The 16,264-nt window shown below is 65.5% G+C and carries 13 protein-coding genes and 2 pseudogenes; 7 read left to right on the plus strand and 8 right to left on the minus strand.

Annotation, left to right across the window (positions count from 1 at the left end):
* Positions 1-4: 4 nt before the first annotated feature.
* The gene (locus ABZ942_RS07675; protein WP_357379918.1) at positions 5-1,180 is read right to left on the minus strand and encodes a cytochrome P450; all 1,176 of its coding nucleotides are present in this window, start codon (positions 1,178-1,180) and stop codon (positions 5-7) included.
* Between the two features lie 545 nt (positions 1,181-1,725).
* Positions 1,726-1,821 (minus strand): annotated as a pseudogene (locus ABZ942_RS07680) (hypothetical protein); the annotation flags it as partial.
* A gap of 348 nt (positions 1,822-2,169) precedes the next feature.
* On the opposite strand from ABZ942_RS07680, the gene ABZ942_RS07685 reads away from it, so the two are divergent.
* Entirely contained in the window at positions 2,170-2,655 is a 486-nt protein-coding gene (locus ABZ942_RS07685) for a GNAT family N-acetyltransferase (RefSeq protein WP_357379919.1), read from the plus strand.
* Between the two features lie 39 nt (positions 2,656-2,694).
* A pseudogene (locus ABZ942_RS07690) lies at positions 2,695-2,997 on the plus strand (class I SAM-dependent methyltransferase); the annotation flags it as partial.
* A 372-nt stretch (positions 2,998-3,369) separates the two neighbouring features.
* On the opposite strand, the gene ABZ942_RS07695 reads toward ABZ942_RS07690, so the two are convergent.
* Positions 3,370-4,869 carry a wax ester/triacylglycerol synthase domain-containing protein gene (locus ABZ942_RS07695; RefSeq protein WP_357380357.1) on the minus strand — a complete coding sequence of 500 codons (1,500 nt, stop codon included), beginning with the start codon at positions 4,867-4,869 and terminating at the stop codon, positions 3,370-3,372.
* A 199-nt stretch (positions 4,870-5,068) separates the two neighbouring features.
* Between ABZ942_RS07695 and ABZ942_RS07700 the strand changes: the two genes are divergently transcribed.
* The gene (locus ABZ942_RS07700) at positions 5,069-6,724 is read left to right on the plus strand and encodes a cytochrome bc complex cytochrome b subunit (RefSeq protein ID WP_357379920.1); all 1,656 of its coding nucleotides are present in this window, start codon (positions 5,069-5,071) and stop codon (positions 6,722-6,724) included.
* 142 nt (positions 6,725-6,866) lie between these two features.
* On the opposite strand, the gene ABZ942_RS07705 is transcribed toward ABZ942_RS07700, so the two are convergent.
* Complete coding sequence (locus tag ABZ942_RS07705; protein ID WP_357379921.1) at positions 6,867-7,076, minus strand: DUF397 domain-containing protein; 210 nt, start codon at positions 7,074-7,076, stop codon at positions 6,867-6,869.
* 416 nt (positions 7,077-7,492) lie between these two features.
* Between ABZ942_RS07705 and ABZ942_RS07710 the strand changes: the two genes are divergently transcribed.
* The 3 genes from ABZ942_RS07710 to ABZ942_RS07720 are packed head-to-tail and all read left to right on the plus strand — an operon-like array spanning position 7,493 to position 9,696.
* Positions 7,493-7,978, plus strand: coding sequence for a DUF309 domain-containing protein (locus ABZ942_RS07710; protein ID WP_357379922.1), 486 nt, complete (start codon positions 7,493-7,495; stop codon positions 7,976-7,978).
* Positions 7,979-8,026: 48 nt separating this feature from the next.
* Positions 8,027-8,944: a tRNA glutamyl-Q(34) synthetase GluQRS gene (gluQRS, locus tag ABZ942_RS07715; RefSeq protein ID WP_357379923.1), complete on the plus strand. Its 918-nt coding sequence runs from the start codon at positions 8,027-8,029 to the stop codon at positions 8,942-8,944.
* A gap of 44 nt (positions 8,945-8,988) precedes the next feature.
* Positions 8,989-9,696 carry an RDD family protein gene (locus ABZ942_RS07720; RefSeq protein WP_357379924.1) on the plus strand — a complete coding sequence of 236 codons (708 nt, stop codon included), beginning with the start codon at positions 8,989-8,991 and terminating at the stop codon, positions 9,694-9,696.
* 75 nt (positions 9,697-9,771) lie between these two features.
* Here the strand turns inward: ABZ942_RS07720 and ABZ942_RS07725 are convergent, their stop codons facing one another.
* A complete protein-coding gene (locus ABZ942_RS07725; RefSeq protein WP_357379925.1) occupies positions 9,772-10,332 on the minus strand; it encodes a DUF4190 domain-containing protein in 561 nt (186 codons plus the stop codon).
* Positions 10,333-10,364: 32 nt separating this feature from the next.
* Here ABZ942_RS07725 and ABZ942_RS07730 point away from each other — a divergent pair, with 32 nt between their 5' ends.
* Positions 10,365-11,141, plus strand: coding sequence for a queuosine precursor transporter (locus tag ABZ942_RS07730; protein ID WP_357380358.1), 777 nt, complete (start codon positions 10,365-10,367; stop codon positions 11,139-11,141).
* Positions 11,142-11,192: 51 nt separating this feature from the next.
* On the opposite strand, the gene tgt is transcribed toward ABZ942_RS07730, so the two are convergent.
* The 3 genes from tgt to ABZ942_RS07745 all read right to left on the minus strand — a co-directional run bounded on the left by tgt (position 11,193) and on the right by ABZ942_RS07745 (position 16,196).
* The gene (gene tgt / locus ABZ942_RS07735; protein WP_357379926.1) at positions 11,193-12,437 is read right to left on the minus strand and encodes a tRNA guanosine(34) transglycosylase Tgt; all 1,245 of its coding nucleotides are present in this window, start codon (positions 12,435-12,437) and stop codon (positions 11,193-11,195) included.
* Positions 12,438-12,543: 106 nt separating this feature from the next.
* Complete coding sequence (locus tag ABZ942_RS07740) at positions 12,544-14,466, minus strand: ABC transporter ATP-binding protein (RefSeq protein WP_357379927.1); 1,923 nt, start codon at positions 14,464-14,466, stop codon at positions 12,544-12,546.
* Positions 14,463-16,196, minus strand: coding sequence for an ABC transporter ATP-binding protein (locus tag ABZ942_RS07745; RefSeq protein WP_357379928.1), 1,734 nt, complete (start codon positions 16,194-16,196; stop codon positions 14,463-14,465). Before ABZ942_RS07745 ends, ABZ942_RS07740 begins: the two co-directional genes overlap by 4 nt.
* Positions 16,197-16,264: the final 68 nt, after the last annotated feature.

Genomic DNA, 16,264 nt, shown 5'->3' on the forward strand with positions numbered 1-16,264 from the left:
CTCCTTACATCATGTTCAACGGAGGGGACTTGGGGAAGACGACCGGCAGTGCCGCGACCGCGCGATGGAACGGCCCTGGCCGCCACACCAATTCGTCGACGGGCACGGCGAGTTCCATTTCGGGGAGCGCGTCGAGCAGCTGATCGATGGCGTCCTGCACGATCAGGTAAGCGACCGACTTGGCCGGGCAGGCATGTGGTCCGGCGGCCCAAGCCAGGTGCGAGCGGTTGCCGGTGCGGTCGCCGCCGCGGATCTCGGGATCGTTGTTGCAGCCCGCGAGGCTGATCAGCACCGGCTGGTGCGCGGGCAACCAGTTGTCGTCGATCAGGATCGGCTGCCTCGGGTACGAGGTGCAGAAGTTCGCCATCGGCGGGTCGTTGAACAGCACCTCGTCGAGGGCGTCGCGGGTCGACATGCTGCCGCCGAGGACATCGCCGCCGAACCGGTCGTCGGTGACCATCAGCATCAGGGTGTTGATGATCAGGTTCTGCTGCGGTTCGATGCCCGCGCCGTAGAAACTGATGAGCTGGCACAGCATTTCGGTGTCGTCGAGTTCGGCCGGGTGGTGCGCTAGTCGGGAGGTGACGTCGTCGCCGGGCTCCGCGCGCCGCAGGCCGATCAGCTCCAGCAGCGCCTCGCTGAGCATCTGCATGCCCTGGGCGGCGTTGACGGTGTCGAAGAGCGCGGCCATGCCGGTCGCCACCCGCTGGCCCAGTTCCGCTGAGCAGCCGACCATTTGGTTGAGCACCTCGAAGACCAGCGGGAACGCGTACTGGGTCACCAGGTCGGCCGAGCCGGTCGCGCAGAAGGTGTTGATCAGCGGGATGGCGATCCGCTCCACGGTGGCATGCAGCGCGTGCAGGTCGATTCCGTCGATGGCGACGGTGTAGGCCTGCCGGTAGCGCGCGTGCGCGGCGCCGCTGTTACGCAACGCGTTCGGGTACCACTCCATCATCGGCTTGACGGGCGAGTCGTCGGGGATGTGCTGCTGCCAGGTCCGCGGGTCGGCCGGAAAGTGCTCGGGGTCGTTGAGGATTCGCAATGCGGCCTGATAGCCGACCACCAGGGTGGCCGGCACATCCGGGGCCAGCTCGATCGGCACCAGCGAGCCGTACTGCCGACGCATCTCGGCGTACGCCCGATGCGGATCGGCGGCGAACTCCGGAGTGTGCAGCTGCACTCGGGGACCATCGGTGTCGATGGGCGACCCGTGCTGAACAGGGCAGACTCCGGGCGCTGCGGTCTCGATGAATGGTGACGTGGTCAAGGACGTGGCTCCAGACGGTCGGTGCGCGGGCGCCTGGCTCGACCAAGCGCCTCGGGAAAGGTCGGAGGTGTATCAGGTGTCAACCGACCATAGGTGACCATTGCTAACGAGTGCACGTCGAGGACCGGAACACAGTGTGGCAACCGCAGGTTCACCGCGCCTACCGCACAGTCCCTGCAGGACACGTGTTTTCGACGGGTGCGGCACCGGCGAATCCCCCTAGTCCTGGCAACCGCCCAGAAGCTGACGGTGCACCCACGGTAGCAGCATTGCGAGAAAGTCTCTCTCGATGCGGCAACAGGTTACTGGGCGGCGGTGAGTCGCAAATATGGTGTGCTACCAGCGAATAGACCGCTGATGTTCGCCGGTCGCGCGGCGGAGTTGATCGATCGGCACAGCGTTCGGCGGGCAGAGCCGCTGCGGGTTAGTTGACCTTGTAGAGCCAGGTTTGGGGAGTTGCGAGGGTGCCGCGCGAGATACACCGATCCCATCCGGCCGCGACCCAGCCTGCGCTCGATCACATACCCGGCGAAAACCTCACCAGCGCGCAGCATCCCGTCCTCTCAGACGTCGAGTCGCCCGACCGCATTCGGCTCGCCGGCGACGCGGAGCCGAATTGATCACCCGCGCAGGCTCGTCCGTCACCGATGCCGCCTTTCGGTCATCGAAAGCCTGCGCTTTTACCCTGCGGGTCGACCCGAACGCACTAGCTGGACCCGCTGAATCCTGGCTGGCCGGCTTGTCGCCGGGCACGGTGACTTCCACTCAGGCGCCCTTGCTTGTCCCGGCGCGGTTGCCGCGGCACCGCGGTATCCGCCGAAGTGGTAGCGGCCCGGCTCGAGTTGGAGCAGCCGTCAGGAATTCCGTTGACCAGGCATGACCGTTCCAGGAGGCTCTGGGCTGTGCACAGGAATACGGAGCCGGTCGGGCTCGAGCCGCTGACGGCGGACAATCTCGCGTCGCTGCTCGAGGCGGCGGTCGCCGACGCGGATCCACTGGAGGTGATGCCGCCGGTGGATGGTGCGCCAGGGTGGAATGCGGAACGCAAGCAGGCGTTTCTGGATTTCCATCGCGGGCGGGCGCTGTTGGCGGATGCGCCGGTCGAGTACACCTATTTGATAGTGGCGGGCGGTCGGGTGGTGGGGGCCGCGCGGTTGCAGCCGGGCGAGGACGGGGTCGAGGCGGGGGTGTGGATCGGTCGCTCGGATCGGGGGCGCGGTGTGGGCCGGGCCGTTGCCGAGCAGCTGCGGACTGTTGCCGCGGAGATCGGTGCGCGGCGGGTGGTAGCGGTCACCACGGTTGGTAATTCTGCGGCGCGCAGGCTGCTCGAGACGGCCACGTCGACGGTCAGCGGTGACACGGTGACGGCGACGTTGGCGCTCGACTGACGCATCGATGCCCGGAAATACTGTGGCAAAGTGGGATTGATGGCTGGACTGGAGTGGAATCACAACAGCTTCTACCACCGGTTTCTGGTGCGACAACTGCCGAAACCGTGTGCGCGGGTGCTGGACGTCGGGTGTGGGGCCGGCGCGTTCGCGGTCGAACTGGCGCAGCATGCCCAACAGGTGGATGCCATCGATCGGTCGCCGGTCATGATCGATGCCGCGAAGCAGGCGGCGCCCGACAATGTCACCTGCGTTTTGGGAGATGTGCTGGAACAACCGCTGCCCGCAGCGGGCTACGACGCGATCGTGTCGATCAGCACGCTGCATCATCTGCCGCTCGACAAGGCGTTGCCGGTGCTGGCCGACGCGCTGCGGCCGGGCGGGGTGCTGGCTGTTGTGGCGCTGCCGCGCGCGGACCTGCCTCGGGAACTGCCGGTAGAAGTCTTGGCGGCGATCGGGCACCGGGTACTCGGGGTCGCGTTCGCTGGTCTTCGTAGCTTCGGTCGCGGAGCTTGGCATGCCATGGAGCCGAGCCACGATGCCATGCCGGTGGTTCTCGATCCGCCGCTGACGACTCGTCAAGTGCGGCACAAGCGGTCGCATTACTTCCCGGGGCACGGGTGCGGCGGCTCACCTACTGGCGATACTCACTGGTCTGGCACAAACCCGCCGACGGCCAGATCCATTAGAACCCCGAATTCGGCTGTAGCGCAATCATTTCAATCGTTGCACCGTCTCGTCCAGTGCGACACGCAACAGCTCGGCATAGCTGTCGAGATCGGGAATTGTCGCGGTATCGGCATGCAGCGAGATCGTGACCGTCTCCCCGAGTCCGTGGACTCCGTGGGTCAACCGCATGACCGAGCCGATCGCCGGGAAGCCGCCGGTGAAGCGGACCCGGCCGCCGCCGAACATAAGGTTCGCTGGACCGCGATGCACGCTGGAAACAACCGTGTGACCTGCGATGGAGTCAGGAACCGTGGCCAGGGGGTACCGGTCGACATCGCGACGGAGCAGCGGGGCGGGCACGACGGCGGTGACGCGATCTTGCGCCGACAGCAGCGGATGCTGTGCCCGCACCCGGCGGTCGGCCATGGTCGTCGCGATCTTATCGGCACGAAGCCGGAGATCGGGTTCATCGATACAGAGATCGACACTGAGGCTGCGATAGTTGTTGCGCGCGTTTGCTATTGAGGTATCGGACAGCGCCATGGGCACCTGAGCGCCGAGCCGCTCCACTGCCCCACCCCGCCCATCGAGGTAGCGTGTAAGTGCGAGCGACACGGCGGTCAGCACGACAACGGTCACCGTGCGCCCGGGAACTCGCAAAGCCGCCGAGTCGCACACAATCATTCGTACTTGATGTGCCCAATCAGCTTCTGTTGCAGCCTGATTAACCAGACTTGGCGGGAAGTCCGGCCCAGGCGACGGCAGCCTGCCCGCCTCGGTGAGCTCCGCAAGCTTCTGTTGAGCTCGAAATGCCTGGTAACCACGGAAAGCGGTCCGGGCCAAACGAATCGGCAGCTGCGGTAACGCCAGCACCGCATCCACCGGCGCGGAGGTCGCCGATCCGATCGGCCCGCGAAGCACGCCGACAGCCGAATCCCGCAGGGTGGCACACGGTCCGAATCCGGCAACCTTGGCAGCGGCCGCGCGCGTCACCACCGTGGCCAGAGTGCGGGCGCCGAGCAGCCGATCCGTGCGAGTAGCGCCCCCGACAGACTTCGGGCCGGTCTCGACTCCGGGATCCGCCTCGGCAAACAACGCTCGCGCGACGTCGGCGGCGCGCCGTCCGTCCGCGAGTGCGTGCGACATCTGCAGCACCGCGACGAGCACCGGTCCCGCCCGGTTCGGCCCAGGCGCATCGACGATGCCGCGGAACACATGCAGTCGCCACGGCCGCACCGCCGCGTCCACTCCGGTGCCGAGTACCTCGCCGAGTGCGGCCTGCAGATGCGCCCAATCCGGCTCTGCCAGCACATGCTCAACAAACTGGTCGGCGGCGAAATCGCACTGCACCCACGACGGGTAATCGAGATCGCCCGGCACGACACGCGCTCGGACCCGCAGGTCGGCGATCCGCGCGCTGCGTTCGGCGACGAAAGTGCGCAGGTCCTCAGTGCGACGCCCGGTATCGGTGAAGCAGTACAGCAGAAACAGGTCGTTGCGTGTACGGGCCGAGAGCCAGTACATCGTCGCGTCCTGCGCCGCCATCGAACCCACCGCCCGACAGTATCGAACCTGTCCGCCCGCGCGACTCGAGCGCCAGGAAACACCGCCTGCGGCATGGCCGACTGCGGCTGAATGATCTTGTTCTGCAAGCAGATCGGGCAAAACCTATCGATTCCGCGCAGGCTACCTGCTACCGTCTGTAGTAGAACGCATACCACTCTCCAGGGGCGGGGTGTCGACCATGGCTACTCAACTCGGTCGCAAGGTCAGCGCGCAGGCGAATTCCGCCGACGAGCGATATCAGGCCGCCAGCTTTCTCAAGCGGTCGATCAACAAGGTCTTTCCGACGCACTGGTCGTTTCTGCTCGGCGAGATCGCGCTGTACAGCTTCATCATCCTGTTGCTGTCGGGCGTGTACCTGACCTTGTACTTCGACCCGTCCATGACCGAGGTGGTCTACGACGGCGCCTACCAGCCGTTACGCGGCGTCACCATGTCGCGAGCCTACGAGACGGCGCTGAACATCTCGTTCGAGGTGCGTGGCGGGTTGTTCGTGCGGCAGGTACACCATTGGGCCGCCTTGCTTTTCGCGGCATCGATCATCGTGCACCTGTTCCGGGTGTTCTTCACCGGCGCGTTCCGCAAGCCACGCGAGGCGAACTGGGTGATCGGCTCGCTGCTGCTGATCCTGGCGATGTTCGAGGGCTACTTCGGCTACTCACTGCCCGACGATCTGCTCTCGGGTACCGGCCTGCGGGCGGCGTTCTCGTCCATCACGCTCGGCATACCGATCGTGGGCACCTGGATGCACTGGCTGATGTTCGGCGGCGACTATCCGGGCACCATCATCATTCCGCGCCTGTTCATCGCGCATGTGCTGCTATTCCCCGGCATCATGCTCGCGCTGATCGCGGCACACGTCGCGCTGGTCTGGTATCAGAAGCACACCCAGTTCCCCGGTCCGGGCCGCACCGAGAACAACGTGGTCGGCGCGCGCATCGTGCCGGTGTTCTCGCTGGATCAGGGCTCGTTCTTCGCGTTCACCCTCGGCATCGTCGCCATCATGGGTGGCCTGCTGGAGATCAACCCGATCTGGAACATGGGTCCGTACAACCCCTCTCAGATCTCCGCGGGTTCGCAGCCGGACTTCTACATGATGTGGACCGACGGCATGATGCGCCTCATCCCACCGTGGGAGCTGTATCTGGGCCGCTACACGGTGCCCGCCCCGGTGTGGGGCGCGCTGATCATGGGCTTGGTGTTCACGGCGTTGATCACCTACCCGTGGATCGAGAAACGACTGACCGGCGACTCCGCCGTGAATCACAACCTGCTGCAACGTCCACGTGACGTGCCGGTGCGCACCGCGATCGGCGCGATGTCGATCGCGTTCTACGTGGTGCTCACGCTGTCGTGCGTGAACGACATCGTCGCCTACAAGTTCAACATCTCGTTGAACGCGACGACCTGGACCGGCCGGATCGGCATCCTGCTGCTTCCGCCGCTGGCCTACTTCGTGGCGTATCGAATCTGCCTAGGCCTGCAGCGCGGTGACCGCGAGGTGCTCGAGCACGGCGTCGAGACCGGCGTGATCAGACGGCTGCCGGATGGTGAGTACATCGAGCTGCACCAGCCGCTCGGCCCGGTGGACGAACACGGCCATCCGATCCCGCTGGAGTACCAGGGCGCGCCGGTGCCGAAGAAGATGAGCAAGCTCGGCTTGGCCGGCAAGCCGGGGACCGGCAGCTTCTTCCGCGCCGATCCGTCGGAGGAGTCCGAGCGCAATCACGAGGCCGACCACAACGAGGAGCGGCGCCAGCTCGCGGTGCTGCGCGATTACCAGGAACGCGATAGCCGGAACGGGAACGGCGCGGGCGGCAACGGCCGTCCGCGTTAGTCGACAACCAATAGCTGGCCGGCGCGCTTTATCGGCGACAGGCAAGTATTCGGACGCCGGAAATCCGATGCCCGAATATTGCGCGGCCCCGAGTCCGTACCGACCCGGGGCCCATAGTGCCTGTTCAGACGACCTGTTGTTATCAGGCGCGGCCGAACTCCCCCTGCGCCACTCCAGTTAGGAATGCGTCCCACTGCCCCGGGGCAAACGCGAGCACCGGGCCATATCCGTTGTCCTTGGTGTCACGGACCGCGATTTTGCCGTCGACTAGAAAGGCGACTTCTACACAGTTCCCATCAGGGCCGCTGTATGTGCTCTTGCGCCACACAGCATCCGTCAAATCAACCTCCACGGCACTAGCTCCTTTGCTGCGTCGAGAACGAGATTTCTTCTGACATCGTTCTAACTAGCACCGGCACCCGGCCAACGCCGAATCCCCTGCGCGCCTGCTGGAAGCGCGCAACTCAACGGTGCGTCGTTATCGCACTGTACGTCGGGGTGAATACACCCCCGCGAGGTTGCCCCCGCGCGATAAACCCTAGCAGGTCTATCGAAAGTTTGCCCGTCTCTTGCTTATTGAATCATCGCAACTGCCAAGTTTGCGAAGGTAAAATGTTGCGGAAACATTGCCAGCAGCTATTGACCATTCCTCTGATCGGACTGCCGCAAACTTTTCGGCCGATGTAATTGCTCCGTGATCCGCCAAAGTTTCTTTCTGTGGACACTGGCTCATCGACGCCACCGCCAGCGGCGGGCATGATGGAAGCCATGGTGGAACGCGATCGCGACGACGCAGGTCGCGCCCTTAACTCTCGTCCGCGTGACCGATTGGGCCGTCCGCTGCCGCTGGGCAGTGTCGGAGTTGCCCGAATTCCCGACGATCTGGACCTGCCGCCGCAGCAAACGCTCACCTTCGCTCAGCAACTGCTGGACGACGGTTTGGCATTCAACGCGCACGAGGTATTAGAGGCCGCGTGGAAGAACGGACCGTTCGCCGAGCGGATGCTGTGGCAGGCACTTGCCCAACTTGCTGTCGGTGTCACACACATCCAACGCGGTAATCCCAAGGGCGCGCGCACCCTGCTCACCCGCGCGATCACCCGGCTGACCGAGTACCAGCCCGCAGACGGCGCGGACACGCCCTACGGGATAGACCGTGCGGGCCTGATCGCCCACTCGCGGGCACTGCTCGACGCGCTGGACGCGCAGACACCGATCGCGCCGACGGAGCTGATGCCGCAGCTGCGCGGCTGATATCTACGATGGGCACCGTGTTCACGTCATCGCGCCCGAGCCGGGCCCGTGCCTGAGCCGGGTGCGGGCCGGTACGCGCCGAGCCCGTCCGGTGATCTGCACGTGGGCAACCTGCGCACGGCACTGCTCGCCTGGGCGTTCGCCCGCTCGACCGGCCGGCGCTTCCTGCTCCGGGTCGAGGACCTGGACCGGGTGCGACCGGGCGCCGAGCAACGGCAGCTCGATGATCTGGCCGCGATCGGACTCGACTGGGATGGCCCGGTGGTCCGGCAGTCCGAGCGGCTTCCGTACTACCAAGACGCCATCGATCGACTCACCGCCGCCGGACTCACCTACGAATGCTTCTGCACGCGAAAGGAAATCCAGCAGGCGGCGACGGCGCCACACGGTCCGCTCGGCGCCTATCCGGGTACCTGTCGCACCCTGACCGACCAGGCGCGCACCAGGTTTCGCGAGGCGGGACGTCCGGCGGCACTGCGCTTACGTGCGGCGGCAACCGAATTCGAGATCGTCGACGACCTGCACGGCCGCTACCGGGCACCGGTGGACGACGTGGTGCTGCGGCGCGCCGACGGCGTCCCGGCCTATAACCTCGCGGTCGTGGTCGACGACGCGGCGCAGGGCATCGATCAGGTGGTGCGCGGCGACGACCTGCTACCGTCCACCCCGCGTCAGGCCTATCTCGCGACGCTGCTGGATCTTCCGGCGCCGCACTACGCCCATGTTCCGCTGGTTCTCAATGCCGAAGGACAACGTCTGGCTAAACGCGACGGCGCGGTGACGCTGGCCGATCAACGCGCGCTCGGCAACACGCCCGACCAGGTAGTGGCCGCAATGGCCCACTCGCTCGGCTACCCGGCGACCTCGGCGGCGGAACTGCTCGACAGCTTCGACCCGGCACATCTGCCACGCGAACCGTGGATACTCGACGGGAATGGGTTGTTGCAACGCAGTCGATGTCCGTAACGTACGCATTCGTCCAACTACTGATCACTCGACGAGGACAAACTATGACAAGCGGTGGGTACGACCCCAACCAATATCCGCAGGGCGGGCAGCCGTATGGGCAGCCGTACCCGCAAGGCGGCCAGCAACATCCGCAAGGCGGTCAGCAATTCCCGCAGGGCGGCCAACAGTTCCCGCAGGGCGGACAGTACGGCCAGCAGCCGCCGCAGTACGGGCAGCAGCCCCCGCAGTACGGCCAGCAGCCGCAGTACGGCCAGGCGCCGCAGTACGGCCAGCAGGATCAGTACGGCCAGTACCCGCAGCAGCCGGGCGGCTTCAACCAGTACGGTGGGCAGCCGGGTGACCTCGGCACCCGCATCGGTGCGCGCGTCATCGACGCACTCATCCTCTACATCCCCTACCTGATCATCTACTTCCTGGTGAAGAACAGCCTGGGGCTGACCATCGGCCTCGGCCTGGTCTGGACCCTGGTGCAGCTCGGCTACTTCGTCGGCATGGAGACCTCGCAGGGGACCACCATCGGCAAGAAGGTGCTCGGCCTGAAGGTGCTCGCGCCCGGCGGCGCGGCCAAGATCGAGCCGGTCACCTCGCTGAAGCGCAACATCTTCGTCGCGGCGAACATCATTCCGTGCGTCGGTGGCCTGGTCTCGCTGGTTCTCGCGATCTACATCATGGTCACCATCTCGCAGGACCCGAACAAGCAAGGTTGGCACGACAAGTTCGCCGGTGGCACGCAGGTCGTCAAGTCCTGACGCCGATCGGCTGAAGACACGAGCAGGGGCGCACCCGTTATCGGGTGCGCCCCTGACGTTTTGGTGCGGTCGAGACTAAGTCGTTCCAGCGATGAGGACGACGACGAACCACAGGACGGCGAGCACGATGGCGCCGACGCCGATCCAGATGCCGGCCAGCGCCATGCCCTTGCCCTCTTGGCCGCTCTGCTTGACCTGGTTCAAGGCGATGACGCCGAGGATGATGCCGACGATCGAGCCGAGGCCGCAGGTGACGAATCCGGCCAGCGAGGAGATCAGCGCGCCGATCGCCATGCCGTTGGTGCCCTGCTGCTGCGGCATCCCGTACGGCTGGTAGGCGGGCTGGTAACCGTAGTTCGGCTGCTGACCATACGGTTGCTGCGGCTGGCCGTAGGCCTGCTGCGGCTGTTGCTGCCCATATGCCTGCTGCGGCTGCTGGTAGCCCGGGTACTGCTGTTGCGGCGGCGGCGTCATGGGCTGGGCGGGTTGCTGCGGGTATTGCGGCGCCGACGGGTACCCCGATGGCTGTTCAGCGTTCGGGTATTGCGGAACCGAGCTCGGCGCACCGGATTCCGGCGATACGCCTTGGCCGCCGTACTGTTTCCACCATTCGTCGGAATCGCCGGGATTCGTCATTGCTACAGGGTATTCCACAACCTGGTTGGATGATGCGGGTGAGTGAGCCGAATAAAATAGATGCGCCCGAATCTGGGCACCCCGCGCCCGACCATGCGGCGTTCGCCCAGGTGGCGCGGGGGTACTACACACCGATCGTGGCGTTGTTCACGGCAACGCTGATCATCTCCAACATCTGCGCGACCAAGGGCGTGCAGTTCTTCACCGACCACTCGGTGCAGATCGGGCCGCTGGAGGTGCTGCCGATCAGCACCGACGGCGCCTGGTTCCTTTTCCCCCTGGCCTACATCATCGGCGACGTGCTGAGCGAGATCTACGGCTTCAAGGCCGCTCGCCGGGCCATCTACTACGGCTTCGCCATCCTGCTGCTGGTGGTGGTGTGCTTCAAGATCGCGATCGAGTTGCCCGCGGCCACGTTCTACGAGAACCAGGACGCGTTCCGCACCGTCATCGGCACCACGCCGCAGCTGGTCGCGGCCGGGCTGGCCGGCTATTTCGTCGGTGAGATGCTGAACTCCGCGACGCTGGTGCTGATCAAGGAACGAACCAAGGAAAAGCACCTGTGGGCGCGACTGATCGGTTCCACCGTGGTCGGCGAGTTCGGTGACACGCTGATCTTCTGCTCGATCGCGGCCACCGCCATCGGCATCGACTCGTGGGGCCAGTTCGTGAACTACGTGATCGTCGGCTTCATCTGGAAGACGCTCGCGGAGGTCATCGTGCTGCCGATCACCTATCGGGTGATCGCCTGGCTCAAGAAGAACGAGCCGAGCTACGCACCGAGCAAAGAACCCGCGCTACTGAGCTGAAAGATGTTGGCGGCCACCGAACTTCACCCGGTGGAGTTCGGGGCCACCGGTTCACGGGGTCGGAATTCGCCCCTTCCAGCGGCCGAGCGTCTCGGCCTTGTGCTCGTCGAAATAGCCGCCCTCGATGCTCGCGCGAATACGGTCGACCAGCCGAATGGTGTAGCGCTCGTTGTGGATTGTGCACAGGGTTGCCGCGAGGATTTCCTTGGCCTTGAACAGATGGTGCAGGTAGGCGCGGGTGTAGTTGGCGCAGGTGTAGCAGTCGCAGGTGTCGTCGATCGGGGTGAAGTCGCGCCGGAAACGACTGGTGTTGATGTTGAATCGGCCCTCGGCGACATAGATGGCGGCATTGCGGGCGACCCGGGACGGGTTCACGCAGTCGAAGGTATCCGCACCGTGCTCTACCGCGGTGAAGATGTCCTCGGGCTCGCTGATGCCGAGCATGTGCCGTGGCTTGTCCTCGGGCAGTTCGTCGCAGCACCAGCCGACGATGGTGCCGAGGTTGCTCTTTTCCAGCGCACCGCCGATGCCGTAACCGTCGAAACTCGTTCCCTCGCTGCCGCGCAGCGATTCCAGGCCGCGACAGGCCTGGCGTCGCAGGTCTTCGTACTGCGCGCCCTGGATCACGCCGAAAAGCGCCTGGTACGGACGGTGCGTGCGGGCGGCGGTCAGGCGCTCGTGTTCGTCGAGGCAGCGTTGCGCCCACTCGTGCGTGCGCTGCAGTGACTTCTCTTGGTAGCCGCGGGTATTGAGCAGGGTGGTGAGCTCGTCGAAGGCAAACATGATGTCGGCGCCGAGCTGGTGCTGGATGCCCATCGACACCTCGGGGGTGAACCGGTGCTTCGAGCCGTCCAGGTGCGAGCGGAAGGTGACGCCGTCGTCGTCGACGGTGGCCAGGCGCTCCTTGCCCTTCGCGATCACGTCGTCGCTGCGCACGTCGACCGCCTCCATGGCGAGCACCTTCTTGAAGCCGACGCCGAGCGACATCACCTGGAAGCCGCCGCTGTCGGTGAAGGTCGGCCCCGGCCAGTTCATGAACTTGCTCAGCCCGCCCGCCTCGTCCACGATGTCGGAACCCGGCTGCAGGTAGAGGTGGTAGGCGTTGGCCAGCAGCGCCTGCGCGCCGATCTCTTGCATCGTCTCCGGCAGCACCGCCTTCACCGTCGCCTTGGTGCCCACCGGGATGAACGCGGGCGTGGCGATCGAGCCGTGCGGAGTGTTGATCACACCCGATCGGCCGTGCCGCCCGTCGAGGCGGTTACCGACGGTGAACGAGAAGGAACCAGGGTCTGACACCCGAACATCCTCCCAGCAAGGAATCGGCCGCGATGTCGGCCCCCGCCGCAGGCACGACAAGGGCCGCCCCGCCGTGGCGAACGGCGAAGCGGCCCTTGCTCGGGCGCTACACGTCGGCCGAGGCCGCCGCGAACTGTGCGTTGTACAGGCGGTAGTAGGCGCCGCGTTCCTCGAGCAGGCGTTCGTGCGTGCCGTGCTCGACGATGCGACCCGCCTCCATGACGACGATCAGGTCGGCGTCGCGGATGGTGGACAGGCGGTGCGCGATAACGAAGCTGGTGCGGTCGCGGCGCAAGGCTGCGGTCGCGTGCTGCACCAGCAGTTCGGTGCGGGTGTCCACCGAGCTGGTCGCCTCGTCCAGGATCAGGATGGACGGCTTCGCCAGGAACGCCCTGGCGATGGTGATCAGCTGCTTCTCCCCGGCGCTGACGCCGGAGCCTTCCTCATCGATGATCGTGTCGTAGCCGTCGGGCAGCGCGTGCACGAAACGGTCCACATAGGCGGCCCGCGCGGCGGCGAGGATGTCTTCCTCGCCGGCGTTCGGGTTGCCGTAGGCGATGTTCTCCCGGATGGTGCCCTTGAACAACCAGGTGTCCTGCAGCACCATGCCGATGCGGGAACGCAGGTTGTCGCGGCTGATCCGGGTGATATCGACACCGTCGATGGTGATGGCGCCGGAGTCCAGCTCGTAGAACCGCATCAGCAGATTCACCAGCGTGGTCTTGCCCGCGCCGGTGGGACCGACGATGGCGACCACATGACCGGGCTCGGCAATCAAGGACAGCCGCTCGATCACCGGCTTCTCCTCCTCGTAGCGGAAGGAGATGCCCTCGAACTCGACCTCGCCGCGGTCGAGCGGGCGGGTATCGGCCGCGATCGGATCCGGGCTCTGCTCCTCGGCGTCGAGGATCTCGAAGATCCGCTCGGCCGAGGCGACGCCGGACTGCAGCAGGTTGGCCATCGCGCCGATCTGGGTGAGCGGCTGGCTGAACTGACGCGAGTACTGGATGAATGCCTGCACCTCGCCGAGCGAGAGCTGCCCCGTCGCGACCCGCAGGCCGCCGACCAGCGCCACCAGCACGAAGTTCACGTTCCCGAGGAACATGATGGCGGGCATGATCAGCCCGGAGATGAACTGCGCCTTGAAGCTCGACTGGTAGAGCTCCTCGTTGCGCTTGTCGAACTCGGCGCCGACCTCCTGGTTACGGCCGAACGCGGTGACGATCTCGTGCCCGGTGTAGGCCTCCTCGACCTGCGCGTTCACCAGACCGGTGTGCTTCCACTGGTCCACGAAGTGCGGCTTGGAGCGTTTCGCGATCAGCGCGGTGACCACGATCGCGGCGGGCACGGTGAGCAGGGCGATCAGCGCGAGCAGCGGCGAGATCCAGAACATCATCACCAGGATGCCGAGCACCGTGAACACCGAGACGATCAGCTGACTCATCGTCTGCTGCAGGCTCTGCGACACGTTGTCGACATCGTTGGTGACCCGGCTCAGCACGTCACCGCGCGGCTGGGAATCGAAGTAGCGCAACGGAAGTCGATGGATCTTGTCCTCGATTTCGCCGCGCAGCCGCTTGACCGTCCGGTTGATCACCAGGTTGAGCAGGAAGGCCTGCAGCCAGCCGAACACCGAGGCGCCGATGTAGAGCGCGAGCACCAGCATGAGCACCTGGCCGACGGCGGTGAAGTCGATGCCGACGCCGGGGGTGACGTCCATGGCGCTGACCATGTCGGCAAAGGTGTTGTTGCCGTGCGTCCGCAGGAAGTCGACCGCCTGATCCTTGGTGGTCCCCGGCGGGAACTTCAGCTGGTGTTTGCCGACGAAGCCGTTGAAGACCAGGTTGGTCGCCTTGCCGAGCATGTACGGACCGAGCGTGTTCAGCACCACCGAGGTAATGGCGAGCAGCATGACGAGCCAGACGAGCTTCTTCTCCGGTGCGAGCCGGTGCAGCAGCCGCTTCAGCGACGGGCCGAACGACTTCGCCTTGGCATCCGGCGCACCGGGGGCAGGCATTCCTGGCCTCATCGCACCTCCTCCGCGCTCAGCTGGGATGACACGATTTCCTGGTATTCCTTACAGTCACGCATCAGTTGTTCGTGCGTGCCGATTCCGGCCATCTCGCCGTCCTCGAGCACTACGATCTGGTCAGCGTCGCGGATCGTCGTGATCCGTTGCGCCACAATGATTACCGAGGCGTCACTGGTCACCGGCCGCAGCGCGTCCCGCAGCCTGGCGTCGGTCGCCTGGTCGAGCGCGGAGAACGAGTCGTCGAACAGGTAGACCCTCGGCCGCTTCACCAGTGCCCGCGCGATGGCGAGCCGCTGGCGCTGGCCACCGGAGACGGTGGTGCCGCCCTGGGCGACCGGAGTTTCCAAGCCCTGCGCCATCTCTCGGACGAAGTCGTCCGCCTGCGCGATCTCCAGCGCACGCCAGAGTTCCTCGTCGGTGGCGTCCGGGTTGCCGTAGCGCAGGTTGCTGGCCACCGTCCCGGAGAACAGGTATGCCTTCTGCGGGATCAGGCCGATCTGTGCGCGCAGCACCTCGAGGTCGATGTGCCGGACGTCGGTGCCGCCCAGGTATACCGCGCCGTCGGTGACGTCCATCAGCCGCGGAATGAGATTGAGCAGCGTGGTCTTGCCCGAACCGGTGGCGCCGACGATCGCGGTGGTCGTGCCCGGCTGCACCTGGAACCGAATGGCTTTCAGCACCGGCTTCTCCGCGCCGGGGTACGCGAACTCGGCGAATTGGAAGTCGACCTCGGCCGGGTCGCCCTTGAACGGCTGCGGCAGCGGCGGCGGCACGACCGAGGACTCGGTCTCCAGCACCTCCCCGATCCGTTCGGCGGAGACCGCGGCGCGCGGTGCCATCATGGCCAGGAACGAGGCCATCATCACGGCCATCAGGATCTGCATGATGTAGGACAGCATCGCGGTGAGCGAGCCGATCTGCATGGTGCCCCGGTCGACGGCGTGCCCGCCGAACCAGATCACCGCCACCGCTGTGACATTGCTGATCAGCATGACCAGCGGGAACATCAGCGCCATCAGCCTGCCGACGCGCAACGCGGTATCGGTCAGCTCCGAGTTGGCGACGCCGAAGCGCCAGGTTTCCTGGCGTTCCCGGACGAAGGCACGGACGACGCGGATACCGGTGATCTGCTCGCGCAGTACCCGGTTCACCTCGTCGATCCTGGTCTGCATGTCCCGGAACCCGGGCACCATCCTGCTGATGATCCACCCCATCGACAGCCCGAGCACCGGCACCGCGATGAGCAGCAGCCAGGACAGGCCGAGGTCTTCACGCAACGCCATGATGATGCCGCCGATGCACATGATCGGCGCCATCACCAGGATGGTCGCCGACATCGCGATGAGCAGCTGTACCTGCTGAATGTCGTTGGTATTGCGGGTGATCAGCGACGGCGCGCCGAACATGCCGACCTCGCGCGCGGAGAAGGTGCCGACTCGGTGCAGCAACGCGCCACGCATATCGCGGCCCGCGCTCATCGCCGCCTGCGCGCCGAGGTAGACCGAGCAGCCCGAGCTGACGATCTGGACAAAGGTGACCCCGAGCATCCGAAGGCCGGTGCTCCAGATATATCCGATATCGCCCTTGGTGACGCCGTTGTTGATCAGATCGGCGTTGAGACTCGGCAGATACAGCATCGCGATCACCGAGATCAACTGCAGCACAACGACCCCCGCCAGCTGGGCGCGGTAGGGGTACAGATAGGTGCGCAGAAGTCGAATCAGCATGATGAATCGCAGAATACCGGCGAACAGTGACGTGCGTCGCAAACATTTCTGACCTGCATAAATGCCCT

Source organism: Nocardia sp. NPDC046473, assembly GCF_040645995.1.
Lineage (GTDB): Bacteria > Actinomycetota > Actinomycetes > Mycobacteriales > Mycobacteriaceae > Nocardia.